The organism is Mesorhizobium sp. B264B1B (assembly GCF_020165765.1).
Lineage (GTDB): Bacteria > Pseudomonadota > Alphaproteobacteria > Rhizobiales > Rhizobiaceae > Mesorhizobium.
The window spans coordinates 48,639-68,318 of sequence record NZ_JAIUIS010000005.1; the positions used below are offsets into that span (position 1 = coordinate 48,639).

Annotated in this window: 13 protein-coding genes; 7 read left to right on the top strand and 6 right to left on the bottom strand. The window is 63.6% G+C overall.

Annotated elements, in window-relative coordinates:
• Nucleotides 1-133: 133 nt before the first annotated feature.
• The 3 genes from LB547_RS11795 to LB547_RS11805 all read left to right on the top strand — a co-directional run bounded on the left by LB547_RS11795 (nucleotide 134) and on the right by LB547_RS11805 (nucleotide 3,826).
• Nucleotides 134-1,645, top strand: coding sequence for a sugar ABC transporter ATP-binding protein (locus LB547_RS11795; protein ID WP_140672579.1), 1,512 nt, complete (start codon nucleotides 134-136; stop codon nucleotides 1,643-1,645).
• Nucleotides 1,646-1,737: 92 nt separating this feature from the next.
• Nucleotides 1,738-2,733 (top strand): ABC transporter permease, encoded by a 996-nt coding sequence (locus LB547_RS11800; RefSeq protein WP_140551153.1) that lies wholly within the window; start codon nucleotides 1,738-1,740, stop codon nucleotides 2,731-2,733.
• Nucleotides 2,734-2,773: 40 nt separating this feature from the next.
• A complete protein-coding gene (locus LB547_RS11805) occupies nucleotides 2,774-3,826 on the top strand; it encodes a substrate-binding domain-containing protein (RefSeq protein ID WP_140623603.1) in 1,053 nt (350 codons plus the stop codon).
• A 74-nt stretch (nucleotides 3,827-3,900) separates the two neighbouring features.
• Here the strand turns inward: LB547_RS11805 and LB547_RS11810 are convergent, their stop codons facing one another.
• The 4 genes from LB547_RS11810 to LB547_RS11825 all read right to left on the bottom strand — a co-directional run bounded on the left by LB547_RS11810 (nucleotide 3,901) and on the right by LB547_RS11825 (nucleotide 7,611).
• Nucleotides 3,901-4,110 carry a type II toxin-antitoxin system YafQ family toxin gene (locus tag LB547_RS11810; RefSeq protein ID WP_404926805.1) on the bottom strand — a complete coding sequence of 70 codons (210 nt, stop codon included), beginning with the start codon at nucleotides 4,108-4,110 and terminating at the stop codon, nucleotides 3,901-3,903.
• Between the two features lie 59 nt (nucleotides 4,111-4,169).
• Nucleotides 4,170-4,427: a type II toxin-antitoxin system RelB/DinJ family antitoxin gene (locus LB547_RS11815; protein ID WP_140497837.1), complete on the bottom strand. Its 258-nt coding sequence runs from the start codon at nucleotides 4,425-4,427 to the stop codon at nucleotides 4,170-4,172.
• An 84-nt stretch (nucleotides 4,428-4,511) separates the two neighbouring features.
• Complete coding sequence (locus LB547_RS11820) at nucleotides 4,512-6,566, bottom strand: bifunctional aldolase/short-chain dehydrogenase (protein WP_140564317.1); 2,055 nt, start codon at nucleotides 6,564-6,566, stop codon at nucleotides 4,512-4,514.
• 79 nt (nucleotides 6,567-6,645) lie between these two features.
• A complete protein-coding gene (locus LB547_RS11825) occupies nucleotides 6,646-7,611 on the bottom strand; it encodes a sugar-binding transcriptional regulator (RefSeq protein ID WP_140497839.1) in 966 nt (321 codons plus the stop codon).
• A 193-nt stretch (nucleotides 7,612-7,804) separates the two neighbouring features.
• On the opposite strand from LB547_RS11825, the gene LB547_RS11830 reads away from it, so the two are divergent.
• The 4 genes from LB547_RS11830 (at nucleotide 7,805) to LB547_RS11845 (ending at nucleotide 15,079) form a co-directional block, all read left to right on the top strand.
• Nucleotides 7,805-9,457 carry an acyl-CoA synthetase gene (locus LB547_RS11830; protein ID WP_140672580.1) on the top strand — a complete coding sequence of 551 codons (1,653 nt, stop codon included), beginning with the start codon at nucleotides 7,805-7,807 and terminating at the stop codon, nucleotides 9,455-9,457.
• A gap of 413 nt (nucleotides 9,458-9,870) precedes the next feature.
• The gene (locus LB547_RS11835; protein ID WP_140497843.1) at nucleotides 9,871-10,479 is read left to right on the top strand and encodes a TetR family transcriptional regulator; all 609 of its coding nucleotides are present in this window, start codon (nucleotides 9,871-9,873) and stop codon (nucleotides 10,477-10,479) included.
• Between the two features lie 56 nt (nucleotides 10,480-10,535).
• On the top strand, nucleotides 10,536-11,681 hold the full coding sequence (locus tag LB547_RS11840; RefSeq protein ID WP_140762501.1) for an efflux RND transporter periplasmic adaptor subunit: 1,146 nt from the start codon (nucleotides 10,536-10,538) through the stop codon (nucleotides 11,679-11,681).
• A gap of 248 nt (nucleotides 11,682-11,929) precedes the next feature.
• The gene (locus LB547_RS11845) at nucleotides 11,930-15,079 is read left to right on the top strand and encodes an efflux RND transporter permease subunit (protein WP_140649030.1); all 3,150 of its coding nucleotides are present in this window, start codon (nucleotides 11,930-11,932) and stop codon (nucleotides 15,077-15,079) included.
• Between the two features lie 78 nt (nucleotides 15,080-15,157).
• Here LB547_RS11845 and LB547_RS11850 read toward each other — a convergent pair whose 3' ends face one another.
• The gene (locus LB547_RS11850) at nucleotides 15,158-16,867 is read right to left on the bottom strand and encodes an APC family permease (protein WP_140497849.1); all 1,710 of its coding nucleotides are present in this window, start codon (nucleotides 16,865-16,867) and stop codon (nucleotides 15,158-15,160) included.
• Between the two features lie 251 nt (nucleotides 16,868-17,118).
• Nucleotides 17,119-19,488 (bottom strand): DUF1989 domain-containing protein, encoded by a 2,370-nt coding sequence (locus LB547_RS11855; RefSeq protein ID WP_140762498.1) that lies wholly within the window; start codon nucleotides 19,486-19,488, stop codon nucleotides 17,119-17,121.
• Nucleotides 19,489-19,680 lie beyond the last annotated feature (192 nt).

Consider the following 19,680-nt stretch of genomic DNA (forward strand, 5'->3'; position numbering starts at 1 on the left):
CTCACCTCTCCTGCTCGTCCCCTATCATAGCGGAGCCACGGCGGCGGGGCCAAGCTAGGTAGCGCTCTGGCAATTGTCAATCGTGTTGACAATTGCCGATGTAGCCCATAGCGTCACCGTCAGGGAGGAACGCATGGTCGGCAATGCCGTGTTCCGCGTAGAGGGACTGAGGAAATCCTTTGGCCGCAACGAGGTGCTTGGCGGCGTCTCGCTCGAACTCCATGCCGGTGAAGTGACCGTCCTGATGGGCGCCAACGGCGCCGGCAAATCCACCCTCGTCAAGATCGTCAGCGGCGTCTACGAGCGCGACGGCGGCACCATGACCCTGGCCGGCCAGGACTTTGCGCCGGGAAGACCGGCGGAAGCGATCCGCGCTGGCGTCGTCACCGTTCACCAGAACATCAATGACGGTGTCGTCGCCGACCTTGACGTGGCCACCAACCTGACATTGGACAGGCTGAGCGGCAGTGGCGCCCCGGTGCTCTTCAACCCGGTCCGTGTGCGTCGCGAGGCCAAGGCGGTTGCCGACCGCATGGACCTGGCGATCGACTTGAAGGCGCGCGTCAGCGATCTCTCGCTGGCCGATCGCCAGATGGTGGCGATTGCCCGCGCGCTGGCACATCAGCCGAAAGTGCTGATCCTCGACGAACCCACCTCATCGCTATCGAGCGCCGAAGCCGATCGGCTTTTTGCGCTGGTCGACAGGCTGCGCGCGCAAGGCGTGGCGATCCTCTATATCTCGCACCGCATGTCCGACATAAGGCGGCTTGCCGACCGCATCGTCTCGATGCGCGACGGCGCCGTGTCCGGCGTCTTCGACAAGAAGCCGCTCGACTACGAAGGTGCGGTCAATGCCATGCTCGGCCGTAAGATCCACCTCGACCAGATCGTCGCCAGGCACTCGGCCAAGGCGGTGCTGACCGTCGAAGGCCTGCGCATCGCCCAGGGCGCCAGGCCGATCTCGATGACACTTGGCGACGGCGAGATCGTTGCCGTCACCGGGCTGGTCGGCGTCGGCAAGACAGCGCTTGCCGAGACGCTGTTCGGCGTGCGCAGGCCTCTCGCCGGCACCATGACGATGAACGGCAAGCCCTACGCGCCGCGCTCGGCCGGCGACGCGATCGCCGCCGGTGTCTTCCTCGTCGCAAAGGATCGCGCCACCAGCGGCATCGTCGGCGGCTTCAACATCGAGCGCAATGTCAGCCTGCCGTTCCTGAGGCGGATGTCGAACCTGGGCGTGCTCAAGCGCCGCTTGGAACGCGCCACGGCGCGCCGGCAGATCCAGGAATTGGGCATCGTCTGCCGCTCCGAGAAGGACGAAATGTCGGCATTGTCCGGTGGCAACCAGCAGAAGGTGATGGTCGCCCGCTGGATGGCGCAGGATGCAAGCCTGTTCATTCTCGACGAGCCGTTTCAAGGCGTCGACATCTCGGCCAGGCGCGACATCGCAGCCAAGCTGAGGGCAAGCGCCAATGGCCGCGCGACGCTTTTGTTCGTCACCGAACTCGACGAGGCGCTGGAGACGGCCGACCGTATCCTGGTGATGTCGGAGCAGACCATTGTCGGCGAACACCGCAACGCGGACATCGATCTCGATCGCCTGCTGGCCGAGGTGGCCGGCGGGCTGCCGCACCGCGCGGCTTGACCGGCTGGAATTGAAGAGCTGACGATGACAATTGGAATGGAGAGCATGGGTTCGAGTTGGGTAAAAACGGCAGCGGCGCGCGGGGGCGCTGAATGACGCAGCGCAACCACGCCATCCGCTACGGTTTCATCGTCCTGTTGTTCGGGCTCGTCGCTTATTTCGCGATCGCCGCCGACGGTTTCGTTTCGCCGCAAAGCGCGGTCTTCATTTTTCAGTCGGTCGCCATCACCGGCGTGCTGGCGCTTGGCGTCACCGCCACGCTGGTCGTTGGCGGCTTCGACCTGTCGATCGGCTCGGTCGCCACGTCAGCCATGATGGCTGCGGCCTATGTGATGGTGGTGCTGGAGCAGAACGCTGTCGTCGCGGTCATCGTCTGCCTGCTGATCGGCGTTATTGTTGGGCTCATCAATGGTTGGCTGATCGTCTATATGCGCGTGCCGGACCTGCTGGCGACGCTCGGCATGATGTTCCTGCTGGTCGGCCTGCAGCGCATCCCGACCGAAGGCCGCTCGATCGCCACCGGCATGACCATGCCCGATGGCTCGGTCGCCAACGGCAAGTTCGGCGAGGCGTTCCTGGCGCTCGGCCGCCACCGCTTCGACTTCTTCATTCCCAATCTCGTTCCGGTCTCGGTCGTCGTCCTCGCGGTGCTCGCGGTGCTGATCTGGTTCTTCCTCGAATACACCCGCTTCGGCCGCATGATGTATGCCGTCGGCTCCAATGAGCGCGCCGCCGAACTCGCCGGCGCGCCTGTCAAGGCATACAAAATCTGGGCCTATATCATTTCAGGAGTTTTTGCCTCGATCGGCGGTATTTTGCTCGCCGCCCGGCTTGGACGCGGCGACATCGCCTCGGGTAATAATCTGCTGCTCGACGCCGTCGCCGCGGCGCTCATCGGCTACGCGGTGCTAGGCGCCGCCAAGCCGAACGCGTTCGGCACGGCTGTCGGCGCCGTCTTCGTCGGTGTCCTGCTGCAGGGCCTGACGATGATGAACGCGCCGTACTACACGCAGGATTTCATCAAGGGCGCCGTTCTGGTCGTCGCCCTTGTCTTCACCTTCGCTCTTTCCGGCAGGGGCAGGACATAGATTTCGACCGGGTTGCATTTCAACAAGTGGAGGAAACGACGTGAACATCACAAGAAGACTTTTGGGCAAAGCAGCGCTCGGGCTCGCCGGCGCGGCGTTGCTGGTGCAAGGGACGGCCCTGGCTGCCGATCGCCCGGCGCCGTTCGACAAGCCAGGCGTCAAGATCGCCTTGGTGCGCTATCTCTCGACCGGTGACTTCTTCCAGGCCTATCTGTCCGGCGTCGAGGCGCAGGCCAAGGCCCTCGGCGTCGACCTGCGCGTGCTCGACAGCCGCCAGGACGCCGCCCTCCAGGCCGACATGGTCGACCAGGCCATCGCGCTTGGCGTGCAGGGTATCATCATCCAGCACGGCCTGACGGAATCGATGAAGGACGCCGCCCAGCGCGCGGTCGACGCCGGCATCAAGGTGGTCGCTTTCGACGTCAACGTCGAAAACCCCAAGATCCCGCAGATCGAGCAGTCAGACCGCGACCTTGCGCGCCTCGCGCTCGAGCAGGCGGTCAAGGACAATGGCGAGAGCTGGAAGGCCGGCTATGTCTATGTCGCGGGCATAGCCCCGCTCGACCGCCGCAATGAAACATGGGTCGACGTGAAGAAGAAATACTCGGGCATCAACGAAGTCGCCATGTTCGGCACGCTGGACAACCCGATCGCCAACTCGGTCGCCAACCAGGCGCGCTCGGTGCTGACCGCCCATCCCGACATCAAGGTGATGTTTGCTCCCTATGACGAGTTCGCCAAGGGCGTGAAGATCGCCGTCGACGAGGCGGGCCTGAACAAGGACATCAAGATCTATTCGGCCGACATCTCGACCTCTGACATTGCGGCGATGCGCGAGCCCGACAGCGCCTGGGCGGCAACCGCGGCCACCAATCCGGCCGTCGTCGGCCAGGTCTCGGTGCGTGCGCTGGCGCAGCTGCTGGCCGGCGAAGACCCCGGACACAACGTCGTCGTGCCGCCGACGCTGATCACCCAGAAGGACCTTCTCGACAAGGACATCAAGAATATGGAGGACCTGTCGGCCAAGCTGCCGCAGTTCGCCCATGCCGATGTCGCCATGCCGGCCTGGATGCCGAACCCGAACGCGAAGTAGGCCAATCGATATTGCAATTCGCTCACACTTGGAACAGCCGCTTGCAGCAACTGCAGGCGGCTTTTTTGCTGTCTTCATTCGTTGAACAGATCGGAGTAGGAGCCGGTGCGGGCAAGCCGCAGCTCATCGTCGGCAATGCGGTAGATCAAGAGCCAATCCGGTTCTACATGCGCATCCCGATAGTCTTTCCAGTCGCCTTTTAGAGGGGTGATCCTTATAACGCGCCGGCAGTCCGGCGATGAGCAGGCCCAACAACTCGCGCAATTTAGCGAGGTCTTTGCCACGCTTCTCCATGCGCTTAACGTCCCTGCGGAATTGCCCGGAGTGAACGGGCGTCGGCATGTCAGATGCCCAAATCCTTGAACAATTCGTCGGCTGACGCGAAACGCTTGCCTTTGCCTTTTTCCAATTCGGCCATGGCCTTTTGGGTGGTTGCGTTCGGCACCTTCACCGGAAAGGGAAATTCCTTGTCGGCGGCGACGCGGACCAGCAGCAGGCGAATGGCGTCGGAGACCGACAGTCCCATTGCCGCCAGGGCTTCGGTAGCCTGGTCCTTTGTCGCGGCATCAATTCGAGCGCGGACAACCGTATCCGTAGCCATGTTGCGACTCCTTACTGTTGAGCCACAATGTAGCTACAAACGGGTGTTCTTGCAAGCCTGCCGTCTGCGCTGTGCGTGACCGTGCTACCGCAGCGCCGCCGCGATATTGCCGCCGTCGACCGTCGTTACGTCGGCGGTTGTGCGGTCGGCCAGCGCGTGGTGCAGGAAAGCCTGCGCCACGTCCTGCGCCGTCACCTCCTGGCCGAGCAGATTGCCGGACATGTACTCTTTTTCCGACACGCCGCGTGCGCCCGATCGGCTGGCGATCATGGCGTCGGTCAACAGCCCGGAGCGGATGCGGTCGGCATTGACGGCGTTGGAACGGATGCCATGCGCGCCGTAATCCAGTGCATATTGCCTGGACAGGAACAGCGTCGCCGCCTTCGGCACGCCGTAGGCGCCGAATTTCGGACCCGGATTGACCGCCTGCTTGGAGGTGTTGAACAGGAGAGCGCCGCCGGTACCCTGTTCGAGCATGATGCGCACCGCGTTCTGCGCCACCGACTGGTGGGCGAAGAAATTGAGCTCGAAGCTCTTGCGCAGCAGCGCGTCGTCAAGTTCGCCGATCCGGCCTTCCCAAGCGGCACCGGCATTGGACACCACTATGTCGACGCCGCCATACACGGCGACCGCCTTGTCGAAGGCTGCACGCACTTGGTCCGGATCGGTGATATCGGCGGCGACGCCGATCGAATTGTTGCCCGCTTTCTTGGCCGCATCAGCGGCTTTTTCGCCATCGAGATCGACGACCACCGCATGGGCGCCATTGTCGGCGAAAAGCTTGGCTGTCGCGGCGCCGATCGCACCGGCTCCGCCAGTGATCAGCACGACCTGGCCGGTCAGCGGCTTCGGCTTGTTGGAGGCGAGTTTGGCCTGTTCCAGCGACCAGTATTCGAGCGGGAACAGGTCGGCCTTGGAAAGCGGATGAAAACGGCCGACCGCCTCGGCGCCACGCACGGCCTCGATCCACATTTCGCCGACATCGGAAGCGATCCTGGCATCCTTCAGCGTGCGGCCATGGCCGAACATGCCGAGCCCCGGCACCAGCGTCAGCCGCGGCATCGGGTCGAGCATGGTGCGTTTGACGTCGTCGAGCGCGTCATTGGTCTCGAAATAGGCGCGGTATTCCTTGGCGAAGGCGTCGACATGGCTCTTGATGACGGCCTTGTAGTCGCCGGCCTTGTCCGCATCTGGCGCCGGCACCGCCATCGGCCCGGTCTTGATGCGGATCGACAGGTCCGGCGTCGACACGCCGCGCGCGGCGTAGTCGGCGATCTCGGCCGAATTGATGAAATCGACGATCGCATCCGAGGTGCGGAAATCGCTGATCATGCGGTCGAAGCGGCCTTCGCCGCGTGCCACCGCCACGGCGCCGCGCAACATAGGAGCGATGGAAGCCGGCGTCGCGAGCTTCGCCGGAAGCGCGGCCTTTGCCGCCCTCGGCTTGGCGTGGCTGGCAACATACTCCTCGGCGACATTCACATAATGGATCATCCGGTCGTAGGCCTGCTTGGCGTCGTCGCCGAAGGTGAAGATGCCATGCTTGTCGAGGATCAGTCCTTCCACATCAGGGTCGGCGTCGAAAACATCGGCCGCCGCCTTGGCGAGGTCGAAGCCCGGCATGATGTAGGGCACGTAACCCATCTTGGCCCCGAACACCGTCTTCACCAGCGGCTTGCTGTCCTCCTGGTCGACGATCGCCAGGATGGCGGTCGAGTGCGTGTGGTCGACGAATTTGTGCGGCAGGAAGGCATGCAGCAAAGTCTCGACCGAAGGATTGGGCGAGGACGGATCGATGAGGTTCGCCCGCTGCAGCGCGACCATGTCCTCGTCGGAGAGCTTGTTCAGCGCGCGCGCCTTGATGAGCGCGCCCATCTTCACCGCCGGCAAGCCCTGCGGCTCGATGACGGCCATGTCCCAGCCGCTGCCCTTGACGCACAGCACGTCCCATTCGTCGCCGACGAGGTCGGTCGCCTTGGTCTTGCAGGAAGTGTTGCCGCCGCCATGCAGCACCAGTCGCGGTTCGCCGCCCAGCAGGCGCGTCGTGTAGACGCGCAGCGCGAGATCGCGTCCGACGCCTTTCTTTGCATAGTCGGCAACCATCTTCTCCGCGTCGCCGTCATTCCACAGGTTCTTCATTAGCTTCGTCCAGTTGCTGTCATAGTGGTGAAACAGGAATGCCACGACGCCTTGATGACGGGCGCGGCAGGAATGGTCTCTAGGATACCTTTTTGCCTGGCGCTCCGGCATGATCCAGAAGCCGCTGCGCCATATCGGCGCCGACCACCAGATGCGTGCAAAGGCCGCCGGCGATCGCAGCGAGCAGGGGTTCGAACTTGCTGTTCTCCTGCACCACCATCAGCCGCTTCTGAATGGCGCGCAGCGAGGAAAGCTCCGCCGAGATCACCCGCCGGTTGTAGCCGCAGTCGAGCACCTTGCCCTCGGCATCGATGATCTGCCCGGCAATGACGCCGGCCGCGCCCGCCTTGCGCAGGTCGGCCATTTCGTCTGATGTCAGCGCGCCGCATTTGACCAGATGGCTGTCGGCATCGACGGCGCCGACCGAATACAGCGCCAGATCGCATTCGTGGATGCTCGACAGCTGTTCGCGGATTACAGGCTCGGCCCGCAGGCCGCGCGCCAGCTCTTCGGTGGTCAGCACGAGCGGCGCGTAGAAATTGATGCCCTTGGCGTTGAGCCGCCGGGCGATCTCCATCGTGCATTGGTCGGGACGATAGGAATAGGGCGCGCCGAGATTGCCGCAGAGCTGCACCACGGTGACATCCTGGAGATCGGCGTAGGACATGATGTCGGCGATCATGTAGACGGTGCGTCCCCAGGCGACGCCGATGCGGTCGCCTTTTTTCACCAGTTCGAGAAAGACGCTCGCCGCCAGCACCGCGATGTCGGTGGCGGGATCGGCGATATGGCCGTTTTCCGGCGCGATCCAGACCGCGTCGAGACCGAGTGCATCCTCGAGCTTGCGCGCCATGACGTCGTCGGTGAAAAGCTGGGTCGAGGTCGAGATGTTGACGATGCCGGTCTCTCGCGCCTTGCGCAGATACATGGCAACCGAGGCGCGGGAAATGTTAAGCTGGCTCGCCACCTGGTCCTGGCGCAGGCCATGCGCATAATAGAGCCAGGCGGCCTTGTGGATAAGTTGTTCTGCCGGTCGGATTGCCATGCCTTCTCCTCGGCTGACATTAGTCACGGCTCTCGACAAAAGTCAAACCGCGCGGAGGTACGCAATGCCTTTACGCGCGCCAAATCTAGACCATCATTGCGCCAGACGCGCTTTGTCGTGGCATCGTTGCTGGTGACGCGGCCCGAGCCTGTGGTTAGAACATGTCGGCAAAGGGACATACGGGGAGGACAGGATGGGCAACCCTTACGAACAGGATCTCGACAGGAACGCTGCCAACCACCAGCCGCTGACGCCGCTCACTTATCTGGAGCGGGCAGCCAAGACCTATCCCGATCATGTCGCCATCATCCATGGCCGGCAGCGCGTGACGTATCGCGATTTCTGGCGGCGTTCGCTGCAGCTCGCCTCGGCGCTCTCCAGGCGCGGCATAGGCAAGGGCGACACGGTGACGGTGATGCTGTCGAACACGCCGCCGATGCTGGAGGCGCATTTCGGCGTGCCAATGACCAAGGCGGTGCTGCATTCGCTCAACACTCGCCTCGACGCCGCCGTGATCGCTTTCCAGCTCGACCATGCCGGGACCAGGGTGCTCATCGTCGATCGCGAATTCTCCGAAGTGGTTCGGCAAGCGCTCGACCTGGCCAAGGTGAAGCCCCTGGTCATCGACTATGACGATCCCGACTACGCCGCGGACGCTCCCTATCCGAAGGGCGGTCGCATCGGCACGCTTGACTACGAGGCCTTCGTCGCCGAGGGCGAGGAGAATTTCGCCTGGTCGATGCCAGACGACGAGTGGGACGCCATTTCGCTCAACTACACCTCGGGCACGACAGGCAACCCGAAAGGCGTCGTCTACCATCATCGGGGTGCTGCCCTGATGGCCTACGCCAACACCGTCCATGCCGGCATGGCCAAGCACGCGGTCTATCTGTGGACACTGCCGATGTTCCACTGCAATGGCTGGTGCTTTCCGTGGACCTTGGCCGTCCAGGCCGGCACCCATATCTGTCTGCGCTGGGTTCGGCCGAAGCAGATCTACGACGCCATCGCCGACCATGGCGTCACCCATCTGTGCGGCGCGCCGATCGTCATGTCGGTGCTGATCAACGCCAGGGATGAGGACAAGCGCCAGTTCCCGCAAGCCGTCACCTTCAACACGGCCGCCGCGCCGCCGCCGGAAGCGGTGCTCACCGGCATGGCCGATGCCGGCTTCGCCGTCACGCATCTCTATGGTCTGACCGAGACCTACGGCCCGGCGGTGGTGAACGAATGGCACAATGAGTGGGATCATCTGGAGAAGGGGCAGAGGGCCACGAGGAAGGCCAGGCAAGGCGTCCGCTACGCCGCGCTCGAAGGCCTCACGGTGATGGATCCCGAAACGATGACGCAGACGCCCGCCGACGGCCAGACCATCGGCGAGGTCATGTTTCGCGGCAACATCGTCATGAAAGGCTATCTCAGGAACCGCAAGGCCACCGACGAGGCGTTCGCCGGCGGCTGGTTCCACTCCGGCGATCTCGGCGTCATGCATGCGGATGGATATATCCAGCTCAAGGACCGCTCCAAGGACATCATCATTTCGGGCGGCGAGAACATTTCCTCGATCGAGGTCGAGGACGCGCTCTACAAGCACCCGTCCGTTGCGTCTTGCGGCGTGGTGGCGCGGGCGGACGAGAAATGGGGCGAGGTGCCGGTCGCCTATGTCGAGCTGAAGCCCGGCAAGACAGCGACCGAGGCCGAGATCATCGAGCATTGCCGTGCGCTGCTTGCCCGCTTCAAGCTGCCGAAAGCGGTGGTGTTCGCCGAGATTCCCAAGACCTCGACGGGGAAGATCCAGAAATTCCGGCTAAGGGAGATGGCGAAGAGTGGCAGCGCCAACTCGTAGCAGTTTGCACCAGCATCCGCGAGTTGGTCATCCCAGAGCGTTGCAGGAGCGAAGCTCCGTCGCGGAGCCCTAGGCTCCATGCCGCGACCCGGCAGCCGTGATCCGACGGCCGACAATGGCTTTCCAAGATTGTGGATGCTGGTCGGCCTAACCCTTTGAGCCGATTTATTTTTTTCGACAGAGGTCGCAGCATGGATTCTGAGAGTCTGCGCGTCGCTCCGCTCCTTGCTACGCCCTTGATGATGACGGGATGAGCGCCATTCGCAATCGGCAACGTCGGTCATTGCACACCTGCGACTGTCACCATCTGTCACCATTTTGTACGCGTACGCCGAATCCGCGTTGACATCGCGTTCCTTTCGATTTACGAGTGACGAAAATTAAAATTCATCACTAGTAAATCGAAAGAGGCTATGTCCGAAACCGCCAACCTCGTCGCCGATGCCGCTCGCCAGGAGAATGTAACGCGCATTCTCGATTGCGCCGAGCGCCTGTTCCGGCACTATGGCTACGGCAAGACTAATGTCGCCGACATTGCCCGCGAACTCGGCATGTCGCCAGCCAACATCTATCGCTTCTTTGCGTCCAAGGTCGAAATCCACCAGGCGGTCTGCGGCCGGATGCTCGGGGCCAGCTACAGGATGGCCTACGAGATCATGCATTTGCCGATCAGCGCCGAGGAACGGCTGCGGCGCTACGTGCACGCGCAGTACAAGATGACCATGGAGGTCATGCTCGACGACCAGAAGGTCCATGAGATGGTCATCGTCGCCCTCGAGCGCGATTGGGGCGTCATCGACAAGCATGTCGACAGTATCCACGATCTTTTTGCCGAGGTGATCCGCGAGGGCATCGCGGCCGGCGAATTCAGGGAGCAGGATCCGGTGATTGCGTCGCGTTGCTTCGGCGCCGCCACGGTCATTTTGTGCCACCCGCAGATGGTGGCCCAGTGTCTTGCCAAGACCAACCGGGCAATGCCCGACGACCTCATCGACTATGCGATCAAGGCCTTGAAGAAATAGCCGCCGCCCGCCGGGCGCCGGCAACGACAATCAATCTCCAGTTTGGGAGTGCTAAGGTGTCTTCGTCCAATTCCATTATCCGCTGGCTGCCCGTTGCCGGCCTGATCGTCGCGGCACTCGGCCTTGCCGGTTGTTCCCAGGAGAAGGCGGAGGTCAGGGATATCATCCGCCCCGTCAAGGTCGTCGAGATCGGCGCGGCGCAGACCACCCGCCAGCTCGATTACTCCGGCTCGGTGCGTGCTCGCACCGAGATGAATCTCGGCTTCCGCGTTGCCGGCAAGGTCACCGAGAGGCTCGTCGACATCGGCCAGCATGTCACCTCGGGCGACGTCCTCGCCCGCATCGATCCCTCCGATTACGAGCTTTCGGTCAAAAGCGCCGCGGCGAGCCTTGACGCCGCCGAGCGCCAGGTCGAGACGGTGGATCTCGCCAGGAAGCGCGCCGAGCAGCTTTATGACAAGAATTTCGCGCCGAAATCGCAGCTCGAGCAGGCGACGCTGGCCTACAACCAGGCGGTCGCGACGCGCGATGCCGCCCGCTCGACCCTCGCCCAGGCTCAGAACCAGGTCCACTATACCGACCTCAAGGCGAGCGAGAACGGCATCGTCACCGCAGTCAGTGCCGATGTCGGCCAGGTGGTCGGTGCCGGCACGCCCGTGATGACGGTTGCCGTCGATGGCGAGAAGGAAGTGCTGATCGCGGTACCGGAAATGGATATTGCCGGCTTCAGGCCGGGCAAGGAGGTCAAGGCAAGCTTCTGGGCGGACGATGCGCTGACGCTTGCCGGCAAGGTCCGAGAAGTGGCCGGCAGCGCCGACCCGCAGTCGCGTACCTTCGCCGTTCGCGTCTCGCTTCCCAACGATCCGCGCGTGCTGCTCGGCATGACCGCCAACGTGCAGGCCTCGATCGACAGCAAGACCCAGCTGGTCTCGATCCCGCTCAGCGCCCTGGCTGAAAAGGACGGCCAGAAGATCGTCTGGGCCGTGGACCGCGGCAGCGACACCGTGCATTCGCGTCCGGTCAAGATCGCGAACTTCACCGCCGATGGCGTCGCGGTTGCCGACGGCCTCAAGCAGGGCGACGTCGTGGTTGCCGCTGGCACCCAGTTCATGACCGACAATCTGAAGGTCAAGCTGTCCGGCGATAGTCTCCAGCAGTCCGCCTCGGCGGCGGACGACGCTGCCACCAGCAGCCTGCGCTGACAGCCAGGCACTACGAAAGCCCCCCTGTCTTGGCGGCGCGAGCCGCAAGACCGGGCAGGCCATGGTTTCCGGGCGGCAGGCGCCCGATCGTCGAGACGCCGGCAAGATGGCTCCCCCGCATCATTGTCGCGTCACACGCGATGCGAGTCTCTCCGCTTGAGGGAGCTTCGCCGCCCGGAAGCCAGACGAAGAACGCATGAACGGCATGATGAACCTGCCCTGCAGATCAATTGGACTGGACTGGCGCCATGACCACCGACAGCAACACTGAAAAGCGGCCTTTCAACCTCTCGCGTTGGGCGATCGGGCATCCGAGCATCGCACGTTTCCTGTTCGGCCTGATCATCCTTGCCGGTGCGCTCGGCCTGATGCGCATGGGCCAGAAGGAAGATCCCGATTTCACCTTCCGCGTCATGGTCGTGCAGGCGATCTGGCCGGGTTCTTCGATCCAGGAGATGGAAGACCAGGTCGTCAACAAGATCGAACGCAAGCTGCAGGAAACGCCGCATCTCGACTTCGTGCGCTCCTACACGCGCGCCGGCAGCGCCATCATCACGGTTCAGATCAAGGGCGACACCAATGCTGCCCAGGTCAACGACGCCTTCTATCAGGTGCGCAAGAAGGTCGGCGACATAGCAGGCGATCTGCCGCAGGGCCTGCTCGGCCCCTATTTCAACGATGAATTCGGCGACACCTTCATCACCTTGCATTCGATCAGCGGCGATGGCTTCAGCTATCCCGAATTGAAGAAGTTCGCCATCCAGGCCCGCGATATGCTGCTGACGACGCCCGGCGTCGAAAAGGCGGTCATCATCGGCGACCAGCCCGAGAAGATCTATATCGACGTCTCGTCCAAGGCGCTGGCCGAGCGCGGCCTGACGCTGACTGACCTGCAGAACGCGATCAAGGGACAGAACAATGTCGACCCGGCAGGCTCTGTCGACACCGGCCTGCGCTCGGTCCGCATTTCGGTCGAGGGCGACGTCACCAGGGCGGCTGACATTCGCGAGCTGCGCTTGCGCGCCGGCAACCAGGTGACGCGCCTTGGCGATATCGCCACCGTGAGCTCGGGGCTGGAGGATCCTTTCGAGCGCAAGTACCGGTTCAATGGCCACGAGAGCGTCCAGCTCGGTGTCGTCATGGCCAAGGGCTTCAACGTCACCGATGTCGGCAAGGACGTCGAGGCGACCTACAAGCGATTCGAGGAGGCGCTGCCCTATGGCGTCTCCGTCGACCAGATATCGGACCAACCCGAGGTCGTCAGGGACGCTGTCAGCGAGTTCATGCATGCGCTCGGCGAAGCGCTGCTGATCGTGCTCGTCGTCTCGTTCCTGTCGATCGGCTGGCGCTCCGGACTTGTCATTGCGATCGCCATCCCGCTGGTCCTGGCCGCCACTTTCGCCATCATGTACGAGATCGGCATCGACCTGCAGCGCATTTCTCTCGGCGCCTTGATCATCGCGCTCGGCCTGCTTGTCGACGACGCCATGATCGTCGTCGAGATGATGGAACGCAAGCTGGAGGAGGGGCTGGTCAAGATCGAGGCGGCGGGTTTCGCCTATTCCTCGACCGCTTTCCCGATGCTGACCGGCACGCTGATCACCACCGCCGGCTTCATTCCGGTCGGCTTCGCCGCCTCCACCGCCGGCGAATATGTCCGCACGCTGTTCTACGTCGTCGGCATCGCGCTCGTCGTGTCCTGGTTCGTGGCGGTCTATTTCACGCCATGGCTGGGATATATGATCCTCAAGCAGCGCAAGCATGCCGGCTCCCACCACGACGTCTTCGACACCAGCTTCTATCGCCGGCTTCGCTCGACCGTTACCTGGGCCGTGCGCCATCGCATCATCGTGCTGACGATGACGCTGGTGACCTTCGCCACCAGCCTGTGGGCCTTCCAGTTCATTCCACAGAACTTCTTCCCGCAATCGTCGCGCCCGGAAATCCTCGTCGATCTCTGGCTGCCGGAAGGCACCAGCATCAAGGAAGTCGAGACGCAGGCCAAGGCGCTGGAAGCCAAGATGATGGACGACAAGGACAAGCGCTTCATCGCCACCTATATCGGCGAAGGCGCGCCGCGCTTCTTCCTGCCGCTGGACCAGCAGCTCAGGAATCCTAACTTCGCCCAGCTTCTTGTGATGGCCAATGACGAGCCGGCGCGCGAGCGGCTGATCGTCAAGCTGCGCACCATCCTGGCGCAGGACTTCCCCTCCATCCGCGGCAAGGTCGACCGCTTGTTCCTCGGCCCGCCGACAGGCTGGCCGGTGCAGATGCGCGTCATGGGCCCGGACCGCCAGGAAGTGCGGCGCATTGCCGACCAGGTGAAGGCGAAATTCCAGGCCAACCCGCTGCTCAGCGCCGTCCACGACGACTGGCTGGAACCTGTGCCGGCGATGAAGCTGGTCATCGACCAGGACCGCGCCCGCGCGCTGGGCGTCACCTCGCAACGCATTCGCCAGATGCTGCAGGCGTCCATGTCCGGCGCGCCGCTGGGCGACTTCCGCGACGGCGAAGAAACGGTGTCCATCGTCGCCCGCGAACCGGATGCCAGCCGCGCCCTGCTGTCCTCGGTCGATTCCATCTACATCCCGACCGATTTCGGTGGCTTCGTGCCGCTGTCGCAGGTGGCCAAGGTTGTGCCGGTGCTGGAGCAAGGCGTCGAGTGGCGGCGCGACCGCTTGCCGACCATCAGCGTGCGGGCGACCTTGCCCGACGGCGTGCAGTCCAACGATGTCGTCACCAAAATGTACAACGACATGAAGGATCTGCGCGACGGGCTTGCGCCGGGCTACAAGATCGAGATCCAGGGCGGTGCCGAGGACTCGGCGGAAAGCCAGGCTTCCATCGCCGCCAAGGCGCCGATCATGCTGGCCGTCATCGTCATATTGCTGATGGTCCAGCTGCAGCATTTCGGCAAGGCGATGCTGGTGCTGGCCACCGGTCCGCTCGGCATCATCGGTGCGGCCGCGGCCCTTTTGATCAGCGGCGCGCCGTTCGGCTTCGTCGCCATCCTCGGCGTCATCGCGCTGCTCGGCATCATCATGCGAAACTCCATCATCCTCGTCGACCAGATCGACCAGGACATCGCGAAAGGCATGGAACGCTCCGAAGCGATCATCGGCTCGGCTGTGCGCCGTTTCCGGCCGATCGTGTTGACGGCAATGACCGCGGTGCTGGCGCTGATCCCGATCTCGCGCGGCGTATTCTGGGGGCCGCTCGCCTACGCCATGATGGGCGGCATTCTGGTTGCAACCGTGCTCACCATCCTGGTGCTGCCCGCTGGCTACGCCCTGTTCTTCGGCCGCGAGCGCAAGAAGGTGCCGACCGACGAACAGACGCCCGAACCGAAAACCGTCGAAGGCGTGGAGAGGCCGCAACTCGCTTTGGCGGCTGAATGAACGAAATCGGCCGGTCTCATTTGAGACCGGCCGATTTCTGTTCTTCCGGAGCCGAAGGCCGCTTGCCCGTCAGGCAAATCAGATAACGAAAAACCAGTTGGCGATCAGCATTACCGCCACGCCGGCGACCAGCGTCAGATAGGGCAGCATGCCCGCCTTTTTCACCGAGAGGTCCGCTCCCGCCATGCCGAGGTCGGCCAGCATGTGGTCGGGGAACTTGCCGCCGTCCTGGATGTAATGGCGGAAGCAGAACACCGGGATGATCAGCGCCGCGGTGATCAGCCCGGCCCACAGCGCCATCGGATTCCACACCTTGGCGCCGGCGCCCATGAAGATCGCGTTGACATAGGCGAAGATCGCTCCGACGCCGAGCAGCCAGCTCGGGGCCTTCCACGGCCGCGCGATATGGCCGTTGTCGATGCGATGGATCCAGCCGGCATTGAGGTTGAGGAAGTTGAAGATGATGTAGCCGCAATTGGATACGGCGAGGATGAAGAAGAAGCTTGTCGCGTCGGCCGAGGCGATCGCCAGCACGATCAGGTTGAAGCACAGATCGGTCCACATCGCCCGCGTCGGCGCGCCATGCTCGTTGACGTGGCTGAGGTAGCGCGGCAGCCAGCCGTCGACGGAGCCCTGGTAGAGCGTGCGCGAGGAGCCGGCCATAGCCGTCATGATGCACAGCACCAGCGCCAGGATCATCAGCATCACCAGCAGGCTGTGGATAAGTCCGCCGCCGCCGACCATGCCGGCGAGAGCATCCGCCACGCCTGAGCCGTCGATGATCGGCGTCGCCAGCATGCCGTTGAGGCCGAGCACGCCCTGGAAGGTGAACGGCACCAGGATGAACAGCAGCATGCAGAGCAGGCCGGAATAGAAGATGGCCTTGAAGGTATCGGTGCCCGGGTTCTTGAACTCGGAGGTGTAGCAGACGGCGGTCTCGAAGCCGTAGGTCGACCAGGCGGCGATGAACATGCCGCCGAGCACCAGCGTCCAGCCGGCGATGTTCCAGGCGCCGGGCTCTGGCGCATAGGCGGCGGCCAAGGGAACCAGCGGCGAGAAATTGGCCCAGTTGATCTGGCCGGTGAAGATCGGCACGACGCCGACGATCAGCATCGGGACGATGACCAGCAGGCCGATATATTTCTGCACATTGGCGGTGCCCAGGATACCGCGATGCTGGATCGAGAAGATCATCAGCATCAGCACGGCGCCGATGAAGAAGGTGGCGTTGAAGGTGAAGGACACCGGACCCAGTGTGTGGCTGAACGCCGACCACGTGCGGATCGCCGGAGTCGCCGCCGCGGTCACCGCGGTAATGGCGTCGCCGGCGCTCGTTCCGGCATGTGCCGCGATATAGGCGGCGACCTCGGGCGACGTGTCGGTAAAGATCGGCACCGGCGCCAGCGCATTGAGGATATAGGCGGCGGCGATCGAGCAGCCAAGCGAGAGCACCGGCGACCAGGCAAACCAGTTGCACCACACCGACAAGGGCGCGATGAACTTGGAGTAGCGCAGCCAGGCGGTGGCGCCGTAGATCGAGGCGCCGCCCGATTTGTTCGGGAACAGGCCGGCGATCTCGGCATAGGTGAAGGATTGCAGGAAGCCCATGACCATGGACACCGTCCAGATCAGGAAAGCGAGCGTCCCGGTCGTGCCGGCAATGCCGCCGATCGAGAACAGGACAAGGGCTGGAACGCCGCTCGCCACCCAGAAGGCGCCGCGCCAGTCGATATGCCTGAGCAGCTTGCTTTCGGCAGGCTGGTCCAGGACCGTGCTTATGGTGCTCATGTCGGTGAATTCCCCTTTTTGATGTTCCCCGCCGGCGACGCCTCGGCTGTGCGAAGCTTGCTCCCGGCCAATATCGCCGCGACTTCAGTGTTTCCACTCAGTCGTATTTTTTTCTTAGGAGTGAAGATTGATCCGGCGCGCTTTCACGTCAAGCGTTTTGTCGCGCCGTGCACATCACGCTTGCGGGCGGGCGCACAAATGTGCCCCGCGGCGCCGCCGACGGGCAATCCCGTATGCCCGGAAGGCCGCGGTCAGGAACGCGGCCTGGTCTTCTGCGGATCGTAATGGGCGAAGGCCACGACTCGCGCCGGCAGCCGCTTGGCGTGGCCGTCGAGCTTGCCGATTTCAACTCGCGCGCCGATGGCGGCGTGGGTGACATCGAGCCGCGCCAGCGCGATGGTCTTGTTCAGCACCGGCGAGCGCATGCCCGACGTGACGACCCCGATCTGGGCGCGGCCGACATGCACGCAATCGCCATGGCCGACCGCGACGTTGGCATCGATGTCGAGCCCGACCAGTTTGTTCTGCGGGTTCTCCTTGCGCCGGATCAGCGCCTCGCGGCCGATGAAGTCGTCGGTCTTGGACTTCAGCGGCACGGTGAAGCCGATGCCGGCCTCGAACGGGTCGGTCTGGTCGGAGAACTCGTAACCGGCGAAGATCAGCCCGGCCTCGATGCGCACCATGTCCAGCGCCTGCAGGCCCATCGGCTTCAATCCATGCGGCTGGCCGGCGGCCCAGATCGCGTCGAAGACCTTTTCGGCGTCGCGCGGATGACACCAGATCTCGTAGCCGAGTTCACCGGTATAGCCGGTGCGCGAGACGACGACCGGAACGCCATTGCCGCCGCCGATGCGCGCGACGGCGAAGCGGAACCATTCCAGTTCCTCGATCGACGGCTGCAGCGGCGAGGTCCAGATCACCTTCCTCAGGATGTCGCGGCTCTTCGGCCCCTGCACGGCGATATTGTGCATCTGGTCGGTGGACGAGCGCACCAGCACGTTGAGGCCGAGCTTTGTCGCCGTCTCGCGCAGCCATTCGCCGGACAGATCGTCGCCGCCGACCCAGCGGAAATTGTCCTTGCCGAGCCTGAGCAGCGTGCCATCGTCGATCATGCCGCCATGCTCGTAGCACATGGCGGAATAGACGACCTGGCCCACGCCGAGCTTCTTGACGTCGCGGGTCAGCGTATATTGCAGCAGCGCTTCGGAATCCGGGCCGGTGACCTCGAATTTGCGCAGCGGCGACAGGTCCATGATCACGGCGTCCTGCCGGCAGGCCCAGTACTCGGCGATCGCGCCTTCCCTGGCGAAGGAATTGGCCAGCCAATAGCCCCTGTACTCGACGAAGTCGCGGGTGTGCTTGGCAAAGCTCGAATGAAAGGAGGTCTCGCGGGTCATTTTCGGTTCCGAATCGGGCGTCATGCGTCTGGCGATCGCACGCGAGAATTTGTGCTGGCCGGAATAGGTGCGCACATGGATGTCGGTCAGGTCCCAGCCATTGGCCGGCGTCGTATCGTCGGGGCAGGCGGAGGACACGCAGACGATGTCGGTCAGGGCCCGCAGCAGCACATAGTCGCCGGGCCGCGACCATGGCTCGTCGGAGACCATGATGCCATGCGCGTCGATTGCCGTGTTGAAGAAGAAGTTGATAGCCATCCAGCCGGCGCGTGGTGTGACGCCCTTGTCCGACAGCGCGCGGTTGAAGTTCTCCGAGCAGTTGGCATGGCCGGGATAGCCGATGTCATCGTAATATTTGGCGGCGCATGCGAGCGCGAAGGCGTCGTGCCGGCCGCATGTGTCCTGCACCACTTCGACCAGCGGCTCCATGTCCTGGTCGTAATATTTCGAGTGCAGCCCCGGCATCGGATAGCTCGCGCCCATCAGCGAGCGTGTCGTCGTCACATCGAGCGGATGGTCGAGCCCCTTGTCCAGCTTGCGCGCCGAAAAGCACTGGAAGTCGGTGCATTGGCGCCCGTCGACGTCGATGATCTGCAGATAGTCGCCGGCTTTGACGAAGTAGGATTCCGCCGTCGCCGAATGGACGCGCAAATCGAGCACCGGATCGGCGAGCGGGTCGGCCAATAGCGACTTCGCCGCCGGACGGATGGTGGCACGCCGCACGATCACGGCAAGCGGCGTCGCCGTATCATGGCCGTCGACCAGCATCGGCCCGCCGGGCGCGGCAATCACCACCGAGCCGTCGCGCACGACGGTGAAAGCTTGTTCGGTGCCGGCCGGCGTGGCGCCGCCGAACACGCGCACCGCCTTGGCCTGGTCGAGCCGCACCTGCCGGCGCGCGAGCCCGCGCCGCAGGGACGCGAGACTGTCATCGCCCTCGGCAAGCAGCGCCTTGATGCCGGCGGCATTGCTGTTGGATTTTTCCCCGAGGATGGAGGGATCGGTCGCACCCGTGCCATCCCATGCCAGCAGTTCGCAAGCCTGGCCGCCCTCGACATTGCGCACTGTGATCGTGTCGCCGGCCTCGGCCTCGATCAGCACCGCACCATTGCCCTGGACCGTATAGCGCTCCATGCCCGGCGGCAGCGCGATCTGGCCGGGCCGCAGGATCAGGCTCGGCCGGGGTGGTCCGGATGCGACGGCAGGGTAGGGCGACTGGCTCATCTCAGCCTTGCGGTTCGAGAAACAAGTTTGCCTGTGCGTGAAATTATTTTAGCAGCAAGAATAGCAGTGCGGGTGGGTTTGGCAAGGCGGTGGTGGGGCAGGTTCTTCCTTCTCCCCTTGTGGGGCCCGAAGGACGGGGCGAGATCCGTGGCTCGCCCCAGGGCGGTGGATCAGTGCCCAGCGCCGAGACGG